This is a genomic window from Pandoraea sp. 64-18 (assembly GCF_001899225.1).
In the GTDB taxonomy this organism is placed as follows: Bacteria; Pseudomonadota; Gammaproteobacteria; order Burkholderiales; family Burkholderiaceae; genus Pandoraea; species Pandoraea cepalis.
In genome coordinates, this window is record NZ_MKVU01000019.1 from 169269 (window position 1) to 192768 (window position 23500).

Here is a 23500-nt window from a genome sequence, read left to right on the forward strand (position 1 = left end):
TTGGATTTCGCCGCCACCGATGCGCGTCCGGTGCCATGGCGTGGCGCGCTTGTCGGTCGCCTTGATTCGACGGATTTGCGGCGTCGATTTTGTGCCGCTACTGTAAGGCCTTCCAGTGGCCGTCAAAATGATCTTTCGTCAGATCATCCATAACGGCCGGTTATACGCGCGAGCAGGCGAGCACTGGCGCCCGCGCGCCGATGCCCCGCCCTGCGCCTCAGGCAAGCGGCAGCCCCACATAGTTCTCCGCGAGCATGAGCGATGCCGCGCGCGAACTGACAACGTACTCCAGTTCCGAGCGCTGCATCTGTTGCTCGAACGGCGTGGCGTCGTCGAGGCGGTGCATCATGCGCGTCATCCAGTACGAGAAGTGCTCCGCGCGCCAGATCCGCTTGAGCGCCGCCTCCGAATATCCGTGCAAACCGGCTTCATTATCGCGATGGAAGAAATCGTCGAGCGCGCGCGCCAGACGCCACACGTCGGCCACGGCCAGATTCATGCCCTTGGCGCCCGTCGGCGGCACGATATGCGCCGAGTCGCCCGCCAGGAACAAGCGACCGTACTGCATCGGCGTGGCGACGAAGCTTCGCATCGCGATCACGCTCTTCTGGAAGATCGGCCCCTCCTTGAGGCGCCAGCCGTCGTCGCTTTCCGTGCGCATGTGCAGCTCTTGCCAAATACGCTCGTCGCTCCACGTCTCGGCGCGCTCGCTCGGATCGCATTGGAAGTACATGCGCTGCACCGTCGGGGAGCGCGTGCTGATCAACGCGAAGCCGCGCTCGTGTGCCGCGTAGATCAGTTCGTCGGACGACGGCGGCGCCTCCACCAGCACACCGAACCAGCCGAACGGATACACGCGCTGATATTCCTTGCGCACCGAGGCGGGCATGGCCGGGCGGCACACCCCGTGGAAGCCGTCGCAGCCCGCGATAAAGTCGCACGTCAGCCGTCGCACCTGGCCGTCCACCGTGAATTGCACGCTCGGTTTCGTGCTATCGATGTCATGCACCGAGACGTCCGACACGTCGAACAGGATGTCGCCCTGCACCGCTTCGCGCGCTGCGATCAGATCCTTGATGACTTCGTGCTGCGCATAGACCGTAATGGCGCGGCCGGTCAGTTCGGTCAGCGCAATGCGATGACGCTGGCCGCCGAATGCCAGCTCGATACCGTGATGCAGCGCACCTTCGCGACGCATGCGCTCGCCCACGCCCGTCTCGTTGAGAATATCCATCGTGCCCTGCTCCAGCACACCGGCGCGAATGGTCGATTCCACGGCAGCGCGCGTGCGCGATTCGAGCACGATCGATTCGATGCCTTGCAGATGCAGCAGATGGGAAAGCAGCAGTCCGGCCGGACCGGCACCGACGATGACGACGGGGTAATGGGTTCGCATGCGTTGTCTCCTGTAGTGGCATTGCCCGTGCCTGGCACACCCGTGCCGGGGCATCTCGCGACGGGTCGACGGCCTGCATGCGGCTTGCATTTCTCTGCTGCCTTGCGCTTGCTGCACCGAATTGGGACTACGCGTAAACGAGCATCCCTGAACCGATGGACACGCCTTGTCACGAGGGGCGAATGCGTCATATCTTATGGACCGCACGCGTCGAGTTGAATGGATGAATCGACGCCTTTCTTGTACTTTTTCGACAACTTCGACCAAGGGAAAACCAGTATGTCAGGCGCGTCACCCCGGCTGCGCGCGGCGCGCGAGGCGATTCCGGAATTCTCGCTGTATGGTGAATTGACGGGCACCGACAGCGCCGATTTCGTCCATATCGAGTGGATTGAGACGCGCAGCCGCCTCTACGACTGGCATATCGACACGCACCGGCATCTGGGACTGTTCCAGGTGCTGGCGATCTTCGAAGGCGCGGTGGAGGCGAACGTCGACGACGCCACGTGGGAGGTGCAAGGCCCGGCCGTCATCACGGTGCATCCGTCGGCCGTCCATAACTTCCGCTTCTCGCGCGGCGCGCACGGCTTCGTGTTGACGATGGCGCAGAGCGTGCCGTTCGATGCCGCGCTCGGCGCCGATGCCGACATGGCGTCGCTGCTGCGCAAGCCGTGGCTATTCCCGCTGGGCGACGCACCGCAAACGCGCGACCGTCTCCATACGTTGCTCGGTCTCATCATGGACGAGTTTTCACGCCCGCAACTCGGGCATGCGGAAATGGTGGGATGGCTCACGCGCAGCGTGCTGCTGCTGCTCGCGCGCCTGCATGCGCATCACGATTCGGCGACACGGGCCGGACGCACGGAGCTGGATTTGTTCGCGCGCTTTCGCGCCCTTGTCGAGACGCATTACACCGAGGCATGGGCTGTACCGGCCTACGCCGAACGACTGCACGTCACCGAGAGCAAGCTCAATCGGTTGTGCCGTCGCATCGCGGGAAAATCGGCCTTCGATCTGGTGCAGGACCGATTGATGCTCGAAGCGCGCCGCAAGCTGATCTATATTCCCGCGCCGGTCTCGCACGTGGCTTACGAACTCGGATTCCAGGACCCGGCGTATTTCTGTCGCGTCTTCAAACGGCATGTCGGCGTCACACCGTCGGCGTTCCGCCGCAACGCGCAACATGCCCACTTGGGCGACGCCTCATAACCTGATGCCCCGGGGGGCGGGCCTTCCCTGTTGAAGGCCCGCCCCCCGGCGACGCACCGATTCGCAGATTCCCCGATGCGTCGGCGCTCAGTGCTTACGCATTGGCCGGCGTCGGCACGCGCAGGAAGCTCAAGAGCGCCTCAGTCACGGCCGGGGCACACTCGATATTGGAGAGATGCGCGCCCGGCACGACGATCTGCTGCGCGCCAGGAATCCGTTCGAGCATCGCGCTCGACATCGCGGGCGGCGTTGCGAGGTCCCCCGCGCCGGTCACGATCAATGTCGGCGCGGTGATCGACGCGATCTCGTCGAGCTGATTCATATCGCGCACGGCAGCGCAGGCGGCCGCGTAGCCCTGCGGCGACAGCGAGCGGAACATCGCCTTCATGCGCTCGATCAACGCCGGCTCCTGCTCCGCGAATGCGGGCGTAAACCAGCGCGACACCACGGCGTCGGCGACGGCAGCCATACCATCGGCCAGCACCGTGCGAATGCGCGCATTCCAGCCGTCTTCGCCGCCGATGTGCGCCGAAGAGCAAACGATAGCGAGACGCTCGATACGCTGTGGTGCGTGAATTCCCAGCCACATGCCCGTCATGCCGCCCATCGACACCCCCGCCACGCTCGCACGCTCGATATGCAGCGCGTCGAGCAGCCCGATCACGTCACGTCCCAATTGGTCGATGACGTAAGGGCCCGGCGTGACGGACGAGCCGCCATGTCCGCGCGCGTCGTAACGGACCACCCGGAATTCACGGGCGAGCGCCGGCACCTGCGGCGCCCACATCTCGAGCGTCGTGCCCAGCGAATTGGACAGCACCAACGCCGGTGCGCGGTCGTCGCCGTCGATCGCCACGCGCAGCGTAGCGTCGCCCACCTCGATAAGACGTTCCGTCGTCATTCGTTTCGGCTCCTCAGCGTTGTGCGGCGTCGCGCGCACGGGTCGTCGAACCGGGCTCGGCGGCTTCCATCTCCGCGAAGATCGTCTCGGCGTCGTGGATCGCCTGATTGGCGGCAGGCAGGCCGCAATACAGGGCAGCGTGCATGAACAGCTCCTTCATTTCCTCGCGCGTCACGCCGTTGTTGAACGCGGCGCGCACGTGCATGCGAAACTCGTCGCCGCGATTCAAGGCGATGAGCAGCGAGAGCGTCACCATGCTGCGCATATGGCGCGTGAGACCCGGACGCGTCCAGACATCGCCCCAGGCGAAGCGTGTGATGAAGTTCTGGAAGTCGTCGTTGAATTCGTTGCGGCGTGTGAGGGTGCGATCCACGTGCGCGTCACCGAGGACGGCGCGGCGCACCTGCATGCCGTTGTCGTAGCGTTCCTGATCGTTCATGTTGATTTCCTGCCGGGTTGGGAGGGTGTCACGGCGGCGTCGGCAAGCGCGAGAACTCGGCCCACAAACGTCTCGGCAGCACCCAGATAATGTTGCGGGTCCGTCAGTCGCTCGAGCGTTGCAATGCCGAGGCTGCGGGTAATGTCATCGTCTTCGCGCAGGATGTCGAGCAAAGGACGGTGCTGCGCGAGCGCACTGCGGCAATGTGCTTCGACACGCCGATGGGCTTCGAGACGCCCCATCGTTTCGCCCAACGCCATCGTCACGGCCTCGGCCATGATGAGGCCGTGCGTGATGTCGAGGTTTGCCCGCATGCGCGCCGTGTCGACCGTCCAGTCTTGCACGAGCGTGCGCGCGGTGGCCAGCGCACCACCGCACAGCATGAGCAGTTCGGGCAGCGTTTCCCACTCGGCGTGCCACGTGCCCAAACCGCGTTCGTGATCCTGCTGCATCGCAACGAACAACGTGGCGGCCAGTTGCGGCGTGCGGGTGGCCGCCGCGAGCATTGCCGCACAGCCAACCGGATTGCGCTTGTGCGGCATGGTCGACGAACCACCACGCCCGGGACCGGAGGCTTCGGCAATTTCGCCGACTTCGGTTTGCGTCAGCATCGCCGTGTCGCGCGCGAACTTGCCCAGCGAGCCCGTCAGCGACGCCGCCCAACTTCCCACGCGCACGATGCGATCGCGCTGGCCGTGCCACGGCGTGATCGCCTCCGACAGCCCCAGGTGACGCGCCAGCGCTGCGGCGACCACCGGGCCCAGCGTGCCGAGCGACGCCAACGTGCCGGCAGCCCCGCCGAACTGCGCGCACAGCACCTGCCCACGCACGTTCGCGAGATCGGCGCGCGCGCGCAACAAAGCGTCGAGCGTACCCGCAAGCTTGAGGCCGAACGTAATCGGCAAAGCGTGTTGCAGCCACGTGCGGCCGACCATGACGGTCGCACGATGCTGCCGAACTTGCACCGCGAGTTCGGCGATGAGGCCGTCGAGGTCGGCGCCAAGGTCGTCGAGCGCGCCACGCACCTGCAGGATGAGTCCGGTGTCGATGGCATCCTGACTGGTCGCGCCCCAATGCACGAAGCGCGCGGCATCGGCATCGAGCGCTTTTACACGCGCTGTCAGTTGCTTGACCAAGGGAATCGCGAGGTTGCCCGCGCCAGCCGCGGCGTCTCGCAGGGCGGGCCAGTCGAGATCGCCGGCCCGCGCGGCGGCGGCGATCGGGGCGACAGCGGCGGCCGGGATCAGGCCGGCCTCGGCCTCGGCGGCAGCCAGCGCCGCTTCGAAGTCCAGCATGCCCTGCAGCGTGGCGTCGCGCGAGAAACGCGCTGTCACGGCAGCGCCGCGCAGCAAAGAGTCAAGCAGTTCCGTCATCGGAGCGTCGAGAGTGATTAGGGTTGGGTCAGGCCGGGTCGCCCTGTTCCGTTGCAAAAAGGCGGAGACGGCCGCGGGCTGTCAGCACTTTCATGCCGACAGCCCGAAGCCGCGCCAGTGTCAGCCTTGCATGACCAGCATCAAAGGTCGAGGAAAACCGTCTCCTCGTCGCCCTGCATGCGGATGTCGAACCGGTACGACACACGCCCGCCGCTCACCTCGCGGCGTGCGATCAGCGTGTGGCGACGCTCGGCCGGCACTTGTTGCAGCACGGGGTCGAGCGCATTGGTCGCTGCCTCGTCGTCGAAATAGATACGCGTAAACAGATGATTGAGCAAGCCCCGCATCGTCAGAATCACATCGATGCGCGGTGCCTCGCCGGGCGCGGCCGCGCCCGGCTTGATCGTGTCGAAGACAAAACAGTGCTCGGCGTGGGTGCCGGTGCCGCAGCGGCCCGTGCCGGCAAAGCCGGTGCGCTCGATGTCCTCGGCGCTCTGCACGTAGCGCCCAGCGGCATCGGCCTGCACGACCTCGATCAACGCGTCGTTGATCGGTTGACCGGCGCCGTCGAGCACCTGTCCGACCACGCGGATGGCCTCACCTTCGGCACGATCGAGCGCTACCACGGGGGTGAAGGCGCTCTTGAAGTCGTAACGGTACTGCTCCGGCGACAGGCCATAAGCGAAGTACGGGCCGACGGTCTGCGACGGCGTTTGCTGATAATCGGACATGACTCAGGACTCCATCGGCGTTTGGTCGGCACCGCGCAGGACGATGTCGAATTCGTAACCCAGTGCGTACTCGGGCTCGGTGATATCCATCGAGAAGCGCGCAATCAGACGGTCGCGGGCATGCGCCGGGGTGGCCTGAAAAATCGGATCGTAGCCGAGCAGCGGATCGCCCGGGAAGTACATCTGCGTGACCAGCCGGGTCGCGAAATACTCACCGAACACCGAGAAGTGCAGATGCTGCGGACGCCACGCGTTGTGGTGGTTCTTCCACGGGTAAGCGCCTGGCTTGATGGTCAGGAATTTGTAACGGCCCTGCGCGTCGGTCAGCGCGCGGCCGGCACCGAGAAAGTTCGGGTCCAGCGGGGCGTCGTGCTGGTCGACTTTGTGCACGTAGCGGCCGCATGCATTGGCCTGCCACAGCTCGACAAGCGTGTTCGGCACCGGACGACCGCCTTCGTCGAGCACGCGGCCCGTGACGATCATGCGCTCGCCAAGCGGCTCGCCGTTGCGCACTGCATTGCGCGTCAGGTCGCTATCGAGCGCCCCGACGATACCGTGACCGTAGACCGGCGAACGCAGGTTCGCGAGGTTCTGCTTGACGGGCACGAGCAGTTGCTTGGGGCCGCGCAGCGCCGTGGACTTATACCCGCTGTCGATCAGCTTGGGATGCGAATCCCAATCGCGGGGGCGCAGGACGGTCGTCGAATTCGACATGGTCTCACTCCATTTTGTGTTGACGAATCTGGCTTGCCGCCAGCTGGTTTTCGACACTATATCCATAATCAATGGATATATTTATTGACATTTTCTTAGGTTTTTCATAACTTTTCGGCATGGAAAGACATCGACTCGACGGGCGCATCAAGCTGCGCCATCTGCAATGCCTGCTGGCGGTTGCCCAACACGGCAGCCTGCAGCGTGCCGCGGAAGCCCTGTCCATTACGCAACCGGCCGTCAGCAAGACGATTGCCGAACTCGAAGGCCTGCTGGGCGTGCGTCTGTTCGAGCGCGGGCGCAATGGCGCGCGCCCCACCGCACAGGCCGAACTGTTTCTGCGGCATGCGGGCGCAAGCGTGAGCGCACTGCGGCAGGGCATCGACGTGCTCGCTCGCGCCAACGGCCAGACGGGCGGCGTGATCGAGATCGCCGTTTTGCCCACCCTGGCGGCCGCCATGATGCCCAGCGTGCTCGAAACGTTCCGGCGCGAATGGCCGGGCATCGTCGTGCAAGTCCACACCGGCGCCAATCAACAGTTGCTCACGCAGTTGAAGTCCGGACAGGTCACGCTGGCGCTCGGCCGGATGTCGGACCCCGAGGGCATGGCGGGCCTCACCTTCGAGCACCTGTGCGCAACCCCGCTGAGCGTGGTGGTGCGTGCGTCGCATCCGCTCGTTCAGCAGCGTAGCGTGTCGATGGCCGACATTGCGCGCTATCACGTGGTGCTGCCGCCGAACGGCACGATCCTGCGGCATACCGCCGACGGCTTCTTGCGCGCGCATGGCGTGGGCATGCTCGACGACTATTCCGAGCTGCTCTCGATGTCGCTCGCGCGCGCGATGACCTTGCGCGACGATGTCATCTGGATCGCCTCCGAAATCACCGTGCAGGACGACCTTGCCGATGGCGTGCTGTGTGCTTTGCCGTTCGCGACGAAGGGCACCGAGGAGTCCATCGGCATTCTGTGGCGCAACGACACCGTCCCGACGCCGCCGGAACAAACGCTCATCAGCGCCATGCGCGAAGCGGCACGCGTGCGCTACGGCACACCGGGCGTACGCTGACCACAGCACGGCGCGACCGTTCACGCCCGCCGCCCGCCGCCCGTCACGCCGCCGACGCGATGTTCTGCTGCGTGTCCGCAAGCCCGAGCATGCGCACTGCGTTGTCCTTGAGCACAAGCGGTTTGACCTCGTCGCGAAACCCCGCCGTCTCGAAGTCGCGCAACCACCGGTCCGGCGCGATGAGCGGAAAATCCGAGCCGAACAGCATCTTCTCGCGCAGCAGCGAATTCGCGTATTGCATCAGCTCCGGCGAAAAATACTTGGGCGACCACCCCGACAGATCGATGTAGACGTTCGGCTTGTGCAGCGCGATGGACAGGGCTTGCGATTGCCACGGCCACGACGGGTGTGCGATCACGATGTTCATGTCCGGGAAGTCGGTCGCCACGTCGTCGAGATGGATCGGCTCCGAGAACTTGAGCCGCAACCCGCCGCCGCCGGGCATGCCTGAGCCGATACCGGAATGACCGCTATGAAAGACCGCAGTGAGCTGGTATTCGGCAATCAGCTCGTACATCGGGTAGGCCATGCGGTCGTTGGCGAAGAATCCCTGCATGGTGGGATGGAACTTGAAGCCGCGCACGCCGAATTCCTCGACGAGCCGCCTCGCCTCGCGCACGCCCATGCGTCCCTTGTGCGGATCGATGCTCGCAAATGCGATCATGATGTCCGCGTTCTCCTGCGCGAAGCCCGCGATCTCCTCGTTCGGAATACGGCGACGCCCGATGTTCGCCTCGCAATCGACGGTAAACATCACGAAGCCGATATTGCGCGCGCGGTAATGCTCGATGGTCTCGGGAATCGTGGGGCGGCGATTCTGCTTGAGCACCGTGCCGAAATATTTATCGGCCGCGTCGTCGAACGCCTTGCCGAACAGGTCCGGTGGCTGGCAGCACGACACTTCCGCATGCACGTGCGTATCGATGGCGATGAGCTTGTCGAGATTCATTCGGCGGTCTCCGGGTCACGGATTTGCGCAGCGACGATCGCCATCGCACGACGCGTCTCCGGCAGGCTGAACTTCAACCAATAGCGCGCCGCGCGGCGTTTCCCATCGGCGACGGGCCCTTGGACGCGGTGCGCCGCCAGCGCCGCCTGCGCCCAGAGGCCTGCCATCGACAAGCCGTGCACCACGCGCATCACCTCGCCCGCGACACACAATGCCGCGCGGGGCGATGTTCGCGCCAACGCGATGACCGACGGCATCAGCAACGTCCACTCGTCGAGCACCGTCAGCGCGGCGTCGAAGCCATCGCGCGTGTCGACGACGATGCGCGCCTCGCTCACCTGCGCACGCGCCCACGTCAGCCATTGCGACAACGTGGCGCCGTCGTCCTTGACGACCTTGCGCAGCATCAGGTCGATGGCCTGAATTTCATTGGTCCCTTCATAGATCATCGGGATACGCGCGTCGCGCAGAAACTGCGAGATGCCGGTCTCTTCGACATAACCGTAGCCCCCGAAAACCTGTAACGCATCGCTGGCGCCCAGGAACGCCTGCTCGGTGAGCATCGCCTTGACCACCGGGGTGAGCAGCGCCGCCAGCGCATCGGCCTGCACGCGCGCCTGCGGCGTGTCGGCATGGTGAGCCTCATCGATGGCGAGCGCCGCGCGATACAACAACAGTCGCGCGCCCTCGACCGCCACGCGCTGCCCCTCGAGCAAGCGCCACACCGCCGGATGCCCGGCGATGGGCACGCCGGCATCGGCCCCCGGCACGCGCGATTGCACACGCTCAAGGGCATGTCGAACCGACATATCGTAGGCGCTCTGCGCCAGTCCAACGCCGGACGCCCCCACATGCAGCCGCGCCGAGTTCATCATCGCGAACATCGCCTCGAGGCCGCGATGCGGTGCACCGATGAGGTAACCGGTCGCGCCCTCGAACGCCATCGAGCACGTCGCGCTCCCGCGAATCCCCATCTTGTGCTCAATGCCCGTACAACGCACGGCATTGCGCTCGCCATTCGCAAGCACCTTGGGGACAAGAAAGAGTGACAACCCGCCGCTGCCCGGCGGGGCATCCGGTGTACGAGCAAGCACGAGATGAACGATGTTCGGGGTGAGATCCTGCTCGCCGCCCGAAATGAAAATCTTCTCGCCGGTCACGCGCACGGCCTCGTGCTGCCCGTCGATCCATTCGGCACGCGTGCGAATCTGCCCGAGGTCGCTGCCGGCGCCCGGTTCCGTCAACGCCATCGTGGCGAGCCATTCACCGCTGACCAGCGGCCCCAGCCACGCATCGCGCAGTGCGGCGCTGCCGAATCGGTGCACGCATTCATACGCGCCATGCAGGATGCCTGGGTACATCGTCCAGGCGAGATTCGCGCCGGCCGTGAGTTCCTGCACGGCCACCTGCACCACGACAGGCAACCCCTGTCCGCCCAATGACGGATCGCACGGCAGCGACGGCCAACCGGCGTTGCAATACTGGCGATAGGCATCGGCGAAGCCGCTGGGCGTGCGCACCTCGCCGTCGCGCCAGGTGCAACCTTCGCGGTCCCCCACAGCGTTGAGCGGCGCAAGCACTCCACGGGAGAAACGGGCGGCTTCGTCGACGACTTGCACGAGTGTGGCCGTGTCGAATTCACGAAACGGGGCGAGGCGCGTCAACGCGTCGCCCACGCCGAGCGTGTTCAGCACGAACGCGATGTCTTCGGCCGCGCCAAGCGATTGCGGGTACATCATGTCAGCGCCTTGCGGGTGCGAGGATGACGCGCGGGTCGCCCGCCTGCGCGGCATGCAACGCATCGACGGTCACGGCACGTTGGTCCTGCACCGCGCGCTGGTTGATCGATCCCTTGTCGGTGACTTCGCCCCGGTCGAGCGAGGGCGGAGTGTCGAGCAGCATGAGTCGCGCAACATACGTGGCGCTTCCCCCGGCGCTCGCATTCAGTCGTGCGAGCAGTGCCGAGAACGCTTCACGCACGGGACCGCTCGCCAGCACGTCGCTCAGCGGCGCGTGTGACGGCAAACCGCTCAAGCGCCGGCAATCCTCGACGCGCGGGAAGACCATCAATCCGATATCGTCGCGATTGATGCCGGTGACAACCGCGTCCTGCACATAGGGCGCCCCTTCCGAAATCACGCGAGCCCGCAATGGCCCCACGCTCACGAATGTGCCTGAACTGAGCTTGAAATCTTCGGTGATGCGTCCGTCGAATTGCAGACCGACCTCCGGGTGCTGCGCGTCGACAAATGTGGCGGCATCCCCTGTGCAGTAGTAGCCCTCGTCGTCGAACACGGGATCGCCCGACGGGTGACGCCAATAGCCGGCCATGACGTTCGGTCCGCGAAAGCGCACTTCGAGCTTGCCGCCGACCGGGGCGAGCTTCACTTCGCAGCCGGGCGCGGGCAAGCCGATGTAGCCCGCACGCATGATCGGCCCGGTGGTGAACATGCAACTCGGCGACGTCTCGGTCATCCCCAACCCCGACATGATCCGGATACGCTCGCCGCAATGCGCCTCGGTCACGCGTTCAAGCCGGTCCCAGGCCGCCTGGGACAGCCCGGCACCGCCGAAGAAGTAGAGATTCACACGGGCGAAGAAGCGCTCGCGCAGGGCCGCGTCGTTTTCGAGGGCGATGGCGAGATCCTCCCATCCCTTCGGCACATTGAAATACACGGTCGGAGAGATCTCGCGCAGATTGCGCAACGTTTCCTCGAACTTGCCTGCGACCGGCTTGCCGTCGTCGATGTAGAGCGTGCCGCCGTTGTAGAGCGCGATGCCGACGTTGTGACTGCCGCCATACGTATGATTCCAAGGCAACCAGTCGACCAGCACGGGCGGCGCCTCGCCGAAGGTCGGGAACGTTTGCAGCAGCATCTGTTGATTGCTGCACAGCATGCGCTGGGTGGTCGGCACGGCCTTCGGCAGACGGGTTGAGCCGGACGTGAAGAGGATCTTGGCGATGGTGTCGCCGTTGACTTGCGCGTGAATGGCGTCGACGTCGCGCGGCACGGTATCGCGCAGCGCATCGAAGGCCAGCGTGCCCCCGTCGCCGCGCGCGGTGACGCGGACCACATTGTCGTCAAGCACGGCGTCCATGGCGCGACCGTAGGCGCCCGCATCCGTCGCGTACACCAGCCCCGGCTGCAGCAATTCCAGCGTATGACGCAGCTTCCCGAAGTCCGTCGACACGATCGAATACGCCGGCGAGATCGGCGCAAACGGCACCCCGGCGTACATCGCGCCGAGCGCGAGTTCAAAGTGTTCCAGATCGTTGCCGGAGAGGATCGCGATGGGACGTTGCGGCGACATTCCGCGATCGCGCAATGCCTGGCCGATCGCACGCGCACGCTGCAGCATCTGCGCATACGTGATGCCGATCCATTGACCGTCGGGGCCGCGACGCGCTACGAGCCACCGTTCCGGGTGCCGTGCCGCGCCGGAGATGAGCCGGTCCGTGAGACGCGCCGGAAAATCGCCGAGCGGCTCACGCGAGCGCAGATACCAGCATTCGCCATCGCGAATCACGTCGACCCCCGGGTTGCCGATGGCGACCTGGCGATAGCGATGAGCCGCCACGTCGTGCGTGGCGGCGGTGTTGTTGCCTTGATTCAAAACACTGTCTCCTGCTTCGATCCCGCCGCGGCGCTCTCTCGGTAGCGTCCGCGCACGGGCACAGCCTCATCCTGCGAACGATCAGATCGGGTAATGGCGCGGCGTTGTCTGCACGGTGATCCAGCGCAGTTCCGTGAACTCGCCGATCGACGCCTTGCTGCCGAATCGGCCGTAGCCGCTGGACTTCACGCCGCCGAACGGCATCTGCGCTTCGTCGTGCACGGTCGGGCCATTGATGTGGCAAATTCCCGACTCGATGCGCTTGGCCAATTGCAGCGCTCGCGATACGTCCCGGCTGAAGATCGCGGCCGACAAGCCAAACTCGCTGTCGTTGGCCACTCGCACCGCCTCGTCATCGCCGCTTACACGCTGGATCGTCACCACCGGACCAAACGACTCCTCGCGGTACAGGCGCATCGCCGGGCTCACGCCATCGACGATCGTCGCCTGCATGATCGCACCGTCAACCCGGCACCCCAGCGGCAGATGCGCGCCATGCGTGCGAGCGTCCTCGACCAGCGCCGCCACGCGCGACGCCGCCTGCGCGCTCACCATCGCACCGAGCACACTGTCGGGCGACGTCGGCGACCCGGCGCGCAACGTCGCGGCCTTCGCCGTGAGCTTTGCGACGAAGGCGTCCGCGATGCGCGCGTCGACGATCACTCGCTCGGTCGACATGCAGATCTGCCCTTGATTGAAGAACGCGCCGAACGCAATGCCGTCGACGGCGGCGTCCAGATCGGCGTCGTCGAGCACGAGCACCGGGGCCTTGCCGCCCAACTCCAGCAGCGCCGGCTTGAGATGTTCCGCGGCGAGGCGCGCGATGATGCGCCCCACGTGCGTCGAGCCGGTAAAGTTCACGCGCCTGACAGCCGGGTGCGCAATCAGTCGCGCCACGATCTCGCCGGCATCGTGCGGCGCATTCGTCACGACGTTGACCACCCCGTCGCCCAGCCCCGCATCGTGCAGGCAGGCACCGATCAACGCATGCACGCCGGGGCATTGCTCCGACGCCTTGAGCACGACCGTGTTGCCGCACGCGAGCGGCATGGCAAGCGCGCGCGTCGCGAGAATCACCGGGGCATTCCACGGCGCGATGCCGAGAACCACGCCGACCGGCGAGCGCACTGCCATTGCAAGACTGCCAGGCACATCGCTCGGAATCACGCTGCCGTCGATTTGCGTGGTCATGGCCGCCGCTTCGCGCAGCATGTTGGCCGCGAGCATGACGTTGAAGCCATACCAATTGGCCATCGCGCCGGTCTCGGCGGCCCCGATGGCGATGAACTCCGCCGCGCGGGCGTCCATGCGCTCGGCGGCCGCAAGCAAGCGTTGCCGACGCGCCGTCGGCGACAGCGCCGCCCAGGCGGGAAAGGCCGCTTGCGCCGCGTCGACGGCCGCGTCGGCATCCGCCAGCGTCGCGGCCGGTGCCCGTGTGGCAACTTCGCCCGTCACCGGATCGATGCGCTCGAACGTTGCCCCACCCTGCGCGCCACGCCACTGGCCCCCGATCAGCATCTGCACTTCATGCATTGCGCTCTCCCTCTTTCCGGTCACCGATGAACGTTGCGCCTCAGCGCTTGTAAGCCTGCAGGCCCGGCTTGATCGCCTTGTCGTCGAGGAACTGCTTCAAGCCTTGCTCGCGGCCGTGTTCCGGGTCACGCAACTGGGCCTGATCGAGTTTCGCGTACAGATAGTCTTCGCACTGCTCCCACGTCAGCTCACGCGAACGCTTGAAACCATGCTTCGCCGCGCGCAGCACGACCGGATTCTTCTCCAGCAGCTTGGCGGCCAGGGCCAGCGTGGCATCACGCAGTTGGTCGAGCGGCACGCTCTGGTTCACCAGCCCCATGTCCGCCGCTTCCACGCCCGTGAACGTGTCGCCGGTCATGATGTAGTGCAGCGCGCGGCGATGTCCCACCGTGTCGGCCATGGCCTTGCTCACCAGATTGCCCGGCGGAATGCCCCAGTTGATTTCCGACAGACCGAACACTGCCTCGTCGGCAGCGATCGCCAGATCGCACGCCACCAGCGGCGAGAAGCCACCGCCGAAGCACCAGCCGTTGACCATGGCGATGGTCGGTTTGGCGTACATGCGCAGGCGGCGCCATTGCCAATCCGACGCGTCGCGGCGTACGCGCTCCTGCACGACTTCCGGCCCGCCATCGATCTCGCGGAAGTATTCCTTCAGATCCATGCCCGCCGTCCATGCCGCTCCCGCGCCCGTGAGCACGACAACGCGGGCATCGGCATCGAGCTCGAGCGCGTCGAGCACCTGGATCATTTCCGTGTTGAGCGTCGGGCTCATGGCATTGCGTTTTTCCGGGCGATTGAAGGTGACCCAGCCAATGCCCCCCTCCACCTTCACGTCGATCGTCTTCCAGCGTCCTTCGTATGCAGTCATTTTGCGCAATTCCCAAGTGTTCCGGGCAACCTGTGCCGCGCGCCGGGAGTGGCGCGCGGTGTTGCCGACAGACACATTTAATATCAGGCAACCTTACATTGCAAGCATCACGTTTTCAGTGAAAACCCTGATCTCGAAATATCAGAACGTGTGACGCATGCCGAGCATCACACCGGCCTGGCCCTCGCCGGCGGGCGGCGTGGTGCCGCCGCCTCCGCCGCTGACCGAGTACGCTGCGTGGGCGCTGTTGAAGAGGTATGCCGCCTGCGCGTAGACCGCGGTGCGCACCGAGAGCGAGTAAGTGGCGCGCAGCGTGGTCATCGTGCCGCGCGTGTTGTGATCGCTGTTGACGATACGGTAGACCTCGCCGTCCACCAGCCACGTCGGCGTAATGCTGTACGCCGCGCCCAGGTAGAACAGGTTGGTGTGCGTATTGATGGCGGACGTCGACACGCGACGGCCCAGCCAGCCGCCACCGACCTTCAATGCGCCGTACTTGTAGTACGCGCCGAGGGTCGTGCGGGTGTCCTTGTCGCCGCTGCTGGCGAACACCGAGGTGGGTTGTCCGTCGAAGAAGTTGACCGCGGCGTTGGTGCCGCCGCGCAGTTCTTCGTATGATGTGGCGACGCCGAAGTTGTTCGCGTCGTACTTGAGCATTACCGACCAGTCACGGCATTGCACCGACTGCCCCGGCACCTGTCCGGCGCAAGTGCCCTGCCCCGGCGAATTGCCCGTACCCGCCGCGTCGCGGCCGAACGAGTACCCCGCGCCGAAGCTCAGCCCCTGCCAGCCGACCTGATACGTGACCGAGTTATCGGTGCGCGCATTGGGAACGTACGCATCGAACGAGCCCATGCCGTAAATATCGGGGCCAAGGATATCGGAGCCCAGCAGCGCGTAGAACGTCATGGTGTACTGGCGGCCAAACGACAGCGTGCCATACGGGCCCTTCACGCCCACGAAGGCCTGGCGGCCGAACAGGCGACCGCCCTGGCCAAGATCGCCGCCACGCAGGTTGAAGCCGCTCTCCAGTTGGAAGATCGCCGCGAGCCCGCCGCCGAGATCTTCCGTGCCGCGCAGACCCCAGCGCGACGGAAATTCGCCGGTCACACCCGGCATGCGCAACACGGCACCGTTCACACTGGCGTGCGAGACGTACTCGATTCCGGTGTCGACAATGCCGTACAGCGTGATATTCGATTGTGCGCTGGCGATACCGGGCGCCACCAGCGCGGCGGCCACGGTCAATGAAGCGAGCGCATGAGCGCGATGGGGAAATGCCATGGGTGTCTCCAAATAATTGATGTTGTTATCGGTGTAGGCAAACCAGGAACGGCAGACCTGCGCGGCCCTTGCGCAAGAAAATGCGCGACGGCACAGCCCAGTGGCGTCCGTCGCGCACAAGCGAGGCCAACCGGCGTGACGCCGAATCAGTCAGCCGCGCGGGGACGACGAATGAGCATGAGGGCGGCCAGCGCGGCCACGATGGTGACGGGAATGCTCGCGCCGATCACCAGGGCGGCACTGCTGCCCACGGCAAGCAGCATGCCGGCGGCCAGTGGCCCGACCACCGAGCCGATGCGTCCGAACGCCACCGCTGCCCCCACGCCCGTTCCGCGCATGGCGGTCGGGTAGTAGGCGGCGGCGAGCGCGTAGAGCACCGACTGGCCGCCGATGATGAACATGCCTGCGAAGAACGCCGCCGTCGCCAGTACACCGAAGCCCTGGGCCGCCGCGAGCCCGACAAGCGAGGCGATCATGCCCAGGTACATGCCGCCAATCACGAGCGACATGCGCGCGCGATCCATCAGGTAGCCGAGGGCGAGCACGCCCACGGCGCTCCCCACGTTGAAAAGAATCTGCACCCAACCGATATCGCCGCGCGCCAGACCGCGCGCCCCCATGAGCGACGGTAGCCAGTTGAGCAGGAAGTACAGCACGATGAGCGTGCAGAAGTAGGATAGCCAGAGCTGAATCGTCGAGATGCCGCGCCCCTCGGAGAACAGCACCGTCATCATCGGCGCGGGCGTGGCGCGCTGGCCTTGCGAGGTCGCGGCCGCAAACGCGCGAGACTCCGGCAGGCACCAGGCGAGCAACGGCAAGAGCAACAGCGGGCCAATGCCGCCCGCGTAGAAGATATGCCGCCAGTCGGCGTCGCTCACCGCCAGCATGCCAATGGTCGCGGCAATGCCACCGCCGAGCGGAATCCCGCAATACATGATGCTCACGGCCGTGCCGCGCAGGCGGGGCGGCACGGCTTCCGACGACAAGGCAATCAGGTTCGGCATTGCACCGCCCAGGCCGATGCCCGTGAGCACGCGCACGATCACCAACATCCAAAAGTCCGACACGAACGCCGTGGCAATCGACAACACGCCGAAGACCGCGGCCGAGAGCATCAGCACGCGCTTGCGGCCGATGCTGTCGGCCAAACGCCCGCCTACCATCGCCCCGGGCAGCAGGCCAAAAGTGCCCGCCGAAAAGGCGAGCCCCATCTGCGCGACGCTGAGTCCGAACTCCTTGGCCATGCCGCGTGCCGCCACCCCGACCGATTGCAGGTCGAGACCTTCGAGCAACGCCACGGCAAAGCAAAGCGCCAACGTGAGCGCCACCGGACTGGCGAGACTCGCTTGCCTGTCCGGCGCCAACGGCAACGCCTGCGCGTTGCCCTCCTGATTCGATTTCATGGTGTCTCCTGTCATCTTCGTCATGGACTTCGGTCGCCGCCCTGCGAGAGCGGCACCTGATGCGCAGTCAGCCGACGCCGGCGGCGACGCCCATTTAATCAGGTAACCTGATATATAGGGCGGACGTACGGCGGGCGCGACAATGCCGCGCGAGCCGCATATTGCGTTCGCCTTACCGTGCCACTGGAATGCTGTCGCCCGCTTCTCTGCGGCGACGGTCTCCATTTAATATCAAGCTACCTGACAATACAAGTGATCGGCAGGTCGGGACAAACCCGGGGTCAGTCGCGCAGATTGCGCACGAACATTTCGAGATGGCGTTGCACGGCGGCGGCGTCCTCGCGGCTCACATCGGCACGCATGCGCGTGTCGATTTCCTTGGCGACGGCTTCGCATTGCGCGAGCACCCGGCGCCCTTCGTCGGTGAGTTGCAACAGCACGATGCGGCCATGATTGGGGTCGGGCTCACGGGTGATCCACTGGCGCCCAGCCATGAGGCTCACGACCTCATTGGCCGATTGCGGCGTGATGAACGAGCGCTGGGCGAGTTGCGCATTGGAGAGCTTGCCGCGGGCGTCGAGCACCGATAGCGCGGTGAACTGGGCGAGCGTGAGGCCGAGCGGTGCCAGCGCGTCGGACATGTGGCGACGCAGCAGACGGTCGAGGCTGGCGATGACGTAGGTCAGACGCAACTTGGCCCGACGCGGCCGTGCCTCGGCCGAGCCCGCCGCCCCTTCGATCACTTCGGTGTCCGGTGCCCGCACGACATTGTCGTCGGCGCCTGCGGCTGCGGTCAGCTTCTTTTTCTCGGGTGCAACGCTCATGATGAGGAAGCGAGGATGCGCAAACAGCCTGCGTCAGTGCTCGCATAGTGCGGGAAAGTCAGCAGTGTAACGCCGCCGTCGCGCAGTGGCGACGGTCCGGCGGCGAGGCGTCGCGGACCGGCCCCCGCGGCACCGGTTGGCCTGCGATGTCAGCCGGCGAGCCGGCGGAACGTCTCGAGCACGGCGTCGCCCTTGAACGGCTTGACGATCCAGCCCTTCACGCCGGCCGCCTTGCCACGCTCCTTCATGGCCGGGCTGCTCTCGGTGGTGAGCATCACCACGTTGACGCTCTGGTTCGCGAGTTCGCCGCGAATCTTCTCGACCATCGTCAGGCCGTCCATATTCGGCATGTTCACGTCGCTGATGACGAGCTTCACGCCCGGGCTGGCCTTGATCTTGGCGAGACCGTCCTTGCCGTCAACGGCGGTGTCCACGTCCAGGCCGTTCTTGCGCAGAAAGCCGGCGACTTCGTCGCGCACAGTGCTCGAATCATCGACCACGAGAATCTTCGACATGGTGTTGTCCTTGTGTGTAAGAGGGAGTAGAGGTTCGCGTCGGGATCTCAGAACAGCTCCAGCGCCCCGGTTTCGACGGGCTCGGCGCTTGCCTGCGGGGCGTCGCGAAACGCCTCCGGCGACCAGTTGAGGCTAAAGACGAAATGCTGATGCAATGTCACGATCTGGCCGCTGACCGGATCGGTGAGGCGATAGACGAAACACAACTGCGGGTTGTCGGTGCCGAACGAAATGTACTTCTGCTTGTGATTGATGAGCAGCGGCACCTGCACCTGTGTGTGGCCCACTGCCGAGGGATCACCCATGTAGCGGCTCTTGAACGCGCCCCAGATTAGGTTCGTCAGCTCGCCCAGCATGCCGTTGAGTTCGCGAAAGCCCGCCGGCCCCTCGCAGCGGCCGGTATGTTCGAGCAGTTGCATGAACGGAACCTGCTCGGCCTGCATCATCATGTAGCCGCGGCACCAGGCGCTCTCGAGCGGGATCAGGCTGAAGACCTCACCGAAAATGATGCGATCGCGCACCACGCCGGGCGGCTCGCAGTGCACGGCGATGTCGCCGAACAAGCCGCGAAATACACCATCGGTGATATCGACCATGCCGCGCACGAGCGCTTCGGGGTATTCATGCTCGACGCTGTCGTCGAGGATCAGAAACTGGCTGACCGACTCGCGGGGGGTGCTTCGGTTCATTATCGTAATTTCCTAGGGCCTGACAAAACCATTGCCAATTCAAAACAATTCCAGTTCACCGCTGCTGTCTTCCGATTCGCTGACGTCGGCATTGAAGTCGAGCGGGGCGTGCGCGCAAACGCATAGCGTGGCCGCCAGACGCACCGAACCATCAAGCGTGATGTCCCACGAGGACAGCAGATTCGGCTTGAGTTGCGTAAGGTGCGGCACGCAGTGCGCACTCAGTACGTACGGCGTCGACATGCCCAGATCGGGGAAGTAGTTGAGCAACTCTTGATTGATCGCCCCGCAACACAGATTGCCAAGTTCGAGGAACACCTCGCGAAACGGCTTGTCGCGATCGTCGCCCGCGAAGTACGCGGCCGTCGCATCGTCCTCGTCGAAGTGCAGCACCAGCAGCATGCGAAAGCCGATGGACGAGATGGTGAACACCACCACGTTGGCATGCCGGGCGGCCAGATCGACCCCGACGTCCAGCGGCGGCGCGTCGTGCTGGCGCACTGAGAGCGGCACAATCTCGCACGCGCCGCTCACCGAGCGTGCGAGCCGGGTGCGTGCGGCTTTATGGAGAATGCGTTCGAAACTGTCGCGGGCGTGAGCGCTGATCACAACGAAACCTGCTGGCTTAGTGAAGACGGGAATGCAACTGCTGCGCGAGGGCTTCAACGCTCGAGAGGGAGGCCGCGATCATCTTGCCGCCCGCCTGAATGTCCTGGAACGTTGCCGTCGTCGTCACGTCGTTGCGAAGCAGGCTGTCGCGATAGCTCTTCGAGAGTTCTTCGGAGCGTGTGGCGAGCGAACGCACTTCGCTCGCGACGATGCCAAAGCCGCGCCCGGCCGGACCCGCGCGGGCCGCTTCGATGGACGCGTTGAGCGACACGATCAGAACGTGCCGAACGATCGACGCCAGTTCGTGGTTCTTCGCGTGCATGTCCTGGTTCTGCGTCATGAGGGAGATCATCTGCTCGTGCCAGCGCTCGAAGGTCGCCGCCAGTCCGCGCAGACGCCCCGCCTCGCCCGCAATGCGCTCGGCCTCGGCTTGCCAGTGACCTTTTGCTTCCAGCACGGCAGCCTCGGACTTGCGCGCCACTTGCAAATCGACTTCGGCCTGCGTCAAACGTGCCTGTTGTGCGGTGAGCGCCTCATCGTGCGCCTGTCCCTGTTCTTCGAGGCAGACGATCGCCAGACGCTCGCGTTCGAGCACCTGCGCCAGTGCCTCGTCATGCGCCTGGGTCAGTGCGCGCCAGTGTGCCGTGGCCAGCGCCATGCGCCACCGGTGCGCAACGAACGCCACAACGCCTGCGCTGATCACGCCCGCCATTCCACCCGCCAGCAACCATTGCACCGAGTTCATACTCGAATCGTCTCCGAGCGCGGCACGTCGACATCCAGCGCAGGTCTGTCGACGGCATCGGCCGCCACGCTGTTCAGGTCGAAACCGTCGACCACGAGGTTGTCCGGCAGACACACCACCGTCTGGAACTGGCGGAACTCAGCCCCCTTGTGCTCGTCGGTGAAGCGCAGCTCGATGCGGCCATGCTCGCGCCGCACGAAGTCCTGCACCGCATCCATGCCCACACCGCGCCCGGACACCTCGGTGACCTGCGCCGCCGTCGAGAAGCCCGGGCGGAAGATGAACTGGGCGATCTGCTCGTCCGTCACGTAGGTTTCGGCCGTAATCCAGCCGCGCTGCACGGCGATGTTGCGAATGCGGTGCAGCGCCAGGCCGCGTCCGTCGTCGCAGAGCGTGACTTGCAGCATGTTGTGATCGAGGCCGACTTCGATGTCGATGGTGCCGGCCTCCGGCTTGCCCTTCGCACGACGCTCGTCCGCGCTCTCCAGCCCGTGATCCATGGAGTTGCGCAGCAGGTGCATGAACACATCGCGCAGAATTCGCACGGCGGGCGAACGCAGGCGATAGCCGTTGTCGTCGACGCGCACCGCCGGCGCCGGCTTGCCGAGTTCGCTCGCCAGCGACGGCAGCGAATCGAGCACCCCGCCCAACGCTTCGCCCACGCCCTCGGTGCCCAGCAGGCGCAGGGTCTGATGCACGGCGTCGCGCATTGCGACGAGTTGATGCGGATCGTTCGGATCGGCCGCTTCGAGCATGCGCAGGCTCGCGCGGATGTGGGCACGGTCCACCACCATCGATTCCTCGTCGGCCGTCCTGCCCGGGCCTTTTCGACCGAGGCTCATCTCATTGATATGCGCATAGGTATCGACGGCATCGCGCACGCGCTCCAGTTCGCGCATCAGGCCATCCTGATCCCACAGGCGCGCGACGTCCGGCTGGCGCAGCTCGTGATAGCGCTGCTCGGTCTCGTGCACGACGTTCGTCAGGTACTGCAGGTTGTACGTGCGCGCGTTGCCCTTGATGGTGTGCATATTGCGGAACAACTCGGCAATGGCCGCGCTGTCGGCCTGCGAGTGCTTGCGTATGATGCGTTCATTCTCACGAATGAAGCCGGTCGAGCTTTCGATGAAGTGATGGAACTTCTCCTGGCTCACCGACAGAATCTCGCCGATCATCTCCAGCCGCTGCTTCTGCTCGCTGGCCTCGGCCGCGAGTTCGCGCAGCTCGGTCACGTCGCGTACACACAGCATGAGCCGCAGGATCGTGTCGCTCTCGTCGGTGATCGCCGACCAGGTCAGATCGAGTTGCTTGATGCGCCCGTCCGACATGCGCTTGCCGATCTCGCCCACCAGCAAGTGTTCGTTGAAGACAAAGTTGATGGCATCCTGCCCGATGCAGGCCTCGACGGCGGCTTCGACCTGCGAGAGCGCATCCGCGCCCAGATCGCTGTCGCCGAACACCAGTTCCATGACGGGACGCCCGGCGATGTCCTGCGTCTCGAAGATCGCTTCGAGATAGGCCGAGTATTCGCCATGCACGCGCGCGCCGTCGACCACCGTCAGAATGCCCTGCTGCATGTTCTGCAGCATCGCCTGAATGTCGGCCGTCTTTTGCTTAAGTTGCGCCGAGCGTTCCTGAATCTTCTCGATCATGCCGTTGAATGCCACGATCGAGTGCCCGATTTCATCCATCCGACCGACCGGCACGCGACGGGTGAAATCCTGGCTTTTGGCGATCTCGCTCATCATCGCCTGCATGCGCGAGAGCGGACGCGTGATCTGGCGGTACAGCAACGCGCCGATGGCCGTGAGCAGCACGATCGCGAGTCCGGTCACGATGCCGATGGCCGTCGTGGTGGTCGAGAGCGTGTCATTGAGCGTTGCAATGGCCGAGTCCTGCTGGCGCGTCTTCTCGACGCGCAGCGTGTTGACCACCCCTTCGAGTTCGTCGCGATACTGCGCGACCATCGCGAAGAGGAACGCCTGCGCCATGTCCGTCTTGCCCGCCTGCTTGAGCTTGGCGGTGTCGTTGATGGCATTGAAGTAATTCTCGACGCTCTCGCGGGCCTGGGTCACCAATCCCTTCTGCGCATCGCTCGCCGCGCCTTCGGCCTGACGGGTCAGCGACCGGTCAATGTCGCCGCGCAGCTTCTTGAGGGTGTTGAGCGCCTGTTCGACGACAGTGTCGTCCTGCGCGTAGACCAGCGTCATCGTGGCAATCTGCACCGCCTTGACTTGCGAGACGAGATCGGCGGAAGCGAGTGCGCTCGGCACCACGCCTTCCGTCACCTGCCGAACCTTGTGAGCGCTGGCGCGGGTCTGGTAGACCGCGTAGCCACCGATGATCGAGAGCGCGATAAACGTCAGGATCACCAATAGCGTAATTCGATGACGGATCGTCATGGCGTCGTTTCCCCGGGTCGCACCGGCCCCCGGTGCCACGCGCGATTCGACGCAGTAGATCGGTTGCCGAATTAGTTGGTATAGGCTTCGTGCGACGTGATTATTGCCGGTGAACTGTGACGATTCGATGAATCAACAGAATCTTAATGTGTTCTGTACGCCGTAACGCCGTGTAGGAATCCGAGATGAGTGAGCGCACGCCAACATCACCTCTGGACACGACTTGACATG

At 64.9% G+C, this 23500-nt stretch carries 21 protein-coding genes; 2 read left to right on the forward strand and 19 right to left on the reverse strand.

The features are described 5' to 3' along the window. Nucleotides 1–217: 217 nt before the first annotated feature. A complete protein-coding gene (gene pobA, locus BGP02_RS16915; protein ID WP_017235257.1) occupies nucleotides 218–1396 on the reverse strand; it encodes a 4-hydroxybenzoate 3-monooxygenase in 1179 nt (392 codons plus the stop codon). A gap of 279 nt (nucleotides 1397–1675) precedes the next feature. Here pobA and BGP02_RS16920 point away from each other — a divergent pair, with 279 nt between their 5' ends. After that, the gene (locus BGP02_RS16920; protein ID WP_051060325.1) at nucleotides 1676–2605 is read left to right on the forward strand and encodes a helix-turn-helix domain-containing protein; all 930 of its coding nucleotides are present in this window, start codon (nucleotides 1676–1678) and stop codon (nucleotides 2603–2605) included. Nucleotides 2606–2699: 94 nt separating this feature from the next. On the opposite strand, the gene pcaD is transcribed toward BGP02_RS16920, so the two are convergent. The 5 genes from pcaD to pcaH all read right to left on the reverse strand — a co-directional run bounded on the left by pcaD (nucleotide 2700) and on the right by pcaH (nucleotide 6763). Then, on the reverse strand, nucleotides 2700–3506 hold the full coding sequence (gene pcaD, locus BGP02_RS16925) for a 3-oxoadipate enol-lactonase (RefSeq protein ID WP_017235255.1): 807 nt from the start codon (nucleotides 3504–3506) through the stop codon (nucleotides 2700–2702). A gap of 13 nt (nucleotides 3507–3519) precedes the next feature. After that, the gene (pcaC, locus tag BGP02_RS16930; protein WP_017235254.1) at nucleotides 3520–3945 is read right to left on the reverse strand and encodes a 4-carboxymuconolactone decarboxylase; all 426 of its coding nucleotides are present in this window, start codon (nucleotides 3943–3945) and stop codon (nucleotides 3520–3522) included. Then, complete coding sequence (locus tag BGP02_RS16935) at nucleotides 3942–5318, reverse strand: 3-carboxy-cis,cis-muconate cycloisomerase (protein ID WP_268567354.1); 1377 nt, start codon at nucleotides 5316–5318, stop codon at nucleotides 3942–3944. Before BGP02_RS16935 ends, pcaC begins: the two co-directional genes overlap by 4 nt. A 140-nt stretch (nucleotides 5319–5458) precedes the next feature. Further along, the gene (gene pcaG / locus BGP02_RS16940) at nucleotides 5459–6049 is read right to left on the reverse strand and encodes a protocatechuate 3,4-dioxygenase subunit alpha (protein ID WP_286798875.1); all 591 of its coding nucleotides are present in this window, start codon (nucleotides 6047–6049) and stop codon (nucleotides 5459–5461) included. 3 nt (nucleotides 6050–6052) lie between these two features. Further along, complete coding sequence (pcaH, locus tag BGP02_RS16945; protein WP_017233227.1) at nucleotides 6053–6763, reverse strand: protocatechuate 3,4-dioxygenase subunit beta; 711 nt, start codon at nucleotides 6761–6763, stop codon at nucleotides 6053–6055. A gap of 119 nt (nucleotides 6764–6882) precedes the next feature. Between pcaH and pcaQ the strand changes: the two genes are divergently transcribed. Beyond that, complete coding sequence (gene pcaQ / locus BGP02_RS16950; protein WP_017233226.1) at nucleotides 6883–7830, forward strand: pca operon transcription factor PcaQ; 948 nt, start codon at nucleotides 6883–6885, stop codon at nucleotides 7828–7830. A gap of 43 nt (nucleotides 7831–7873) precedes the next feature. Here the strand turns inward: pcaQ and BGP02_RS16955 are convergent, their stop codons facing one another. From BGP02_RS16955 to BGP02_RS17015, 13 genes are all read right to left on the reverse strand, one after another. Continuing rightward, nucleotides 7874–8779, reverse strand: a complete 906-nt coding sequence (locus tag BGP02_RS16955) for an amidohydrolase family protein (protein ID WP_286798876.1) — start codon at nucleotides 8777–8779, stop codon at nucleotides 7874–7876. After that, a complete protein-coding gene (locus tag BGP02_RS16960; protein ID WP_286798877.1) occupies nucleotides 8776–10518 on the reverse strand; it encodes an acyl-CoA dehydrogenase family protein in 1743 nt (580 codons plus the stop codon). The genes BGP02_RS16955 and BGP02_RS16960 overlap by 4 nt, the downstream gene beginning before the upstream one ends. Nucleotide 10519: 1 nt before the next feature. Then, nucleotides 10520–12394 carry a feruloyl-CoA synthase gene (locus tag BGP02_RS16965; RefSeq protein ID WP_286798879.1) on the reverse strand — a complete coding sequence of 625 codons (1875 nt, stop codon included), beginning with the start codon at nucleotides 12392–12394 and terminating at the stop codon, nucleotides 10520–10522. 81 nt (nucleotides 12395–12475) lie between these two features. Further along, nucleotides 12476–13927: an aldehyde dehydrogenase gene (locus BGP02_RS16970; RefSeq protein ID WP_286798881.1), complete on the reverse strand. Its 1452-nt coding sequence runs from the start codon at nucleotides 13925–13927 to the stop codon at nucleotides 12476–12478. A gap of 40 nt (nucleotides 13928–13967) precedes the next feature. Next, nucleotides 13968–14798, reverse strand: coding sequence for a p-hydroxycinnamoyl CoA hydratase/lyase (locus BGP02_RS16975; RefSeq protein WP_017233221.1), 831 nt, complete (start codon nucleotides 14796–14798; stop codon nucleotides 13968–13970). Nucleotides 14799–14939: 141 nt separating this feature from the next. Continuing rightward, nucleotides 14940–16082, reverse strand: a complete 1143-nt coding sequence (locus tag BGP02_RS16980; protein ID WP_286798883.1) for a porin — start codon at nucleotides 16080–16082, stop codon at nucleotides 14940–14942. A 146-nt stretch (nucleotides 16083–16228) separates the two neighbouring features. Further along, nucleotides 16229–17485, reverse strand: a complete 1257-nt coding sequence (gene mhpT / locus BGP02_RS16985; protein ID WP_017233219.1) for a 3-(3-hydroxy-phenyl)propionate transporter MhpT — start codon at nucleotides 17483–17485, stop codon at nucleotides 16229–16231. A gap of 281 nt (nucleotides 17486–17766) precedes the next feature. Continuing rightward, nucleotides 17767–18309, reverse strand: coding sequence for a MarR family winged helix-turn-helix transcriptional regulator (locus BGP02_RS16990; RefSeq protein ID WP_286798885.1), 543 nt, complete (start codon nucleotides 18307–18309; stop codon nucleotides 17767–17769). Nucleotides 18310–18458: 149 nt separating this feature from the next. Beyond that, nucleotides 18459–18824, reverse strand: a complete 366-nt coding sequence (locus BGP02_RS16995; protein WP_017233217.1) for a response regulator — start codon at nucleotides 18822–18824, stop codon at nucleotides 18459–18461. Nucleotides 18825–18871: 47 nt separating this feature from the next. Then, nucleotides 18872–19513, reverse strand: coding sequence for a chemotaxis protein CheX (locus BGP02_RS17000; protein ID WP_286798886.1), 642 nt, complete (start codon nucleotides 19511–19513; stop codon nucleotides 18872–18874). Between the two features lie 39 nt (nucleotides 19514–19552). Then, nucleotides 19553–20122, reverse strand: coding sequence for a hypothetical protein (locus BGP02_RS17005; protein WP_150563246.1), 570 nt, complete (start codon nucleotides 20120–20122; stop codon nucleotides 19553–19555). A gap of 16 nt (nucleotides 20123–20138) precedes the next feature. Continuing rightward, complete coding sequence (locus BGP02_RS17010; RefSeq protein WP_268567348.1) at nucleotides 20139–20867, reverse strand: methyl-accepting chemotaxis protein; 729 nt, start codon at nucleotides 20865–20867, stop codon at nucleotides 20139–20141. Next, nucleotides 20864–23269, reverse strand: coding sequence for an MCP four helix bundle domain-containing protein (locus tag BGP02_RS17015; RefSeq protein ID WP_150563248.1), 2406 nt, complete (start codon nucleotides 23267–23269; stop codon nucleotides 20864–20866). The genes BGP02_RS17010 and BGP02_RS17015 overlap by 4 nt, the downstream gene beginning before the upstream one ends. Nucleotides 23270–23500: the final 231 nt, after the last annotated feature.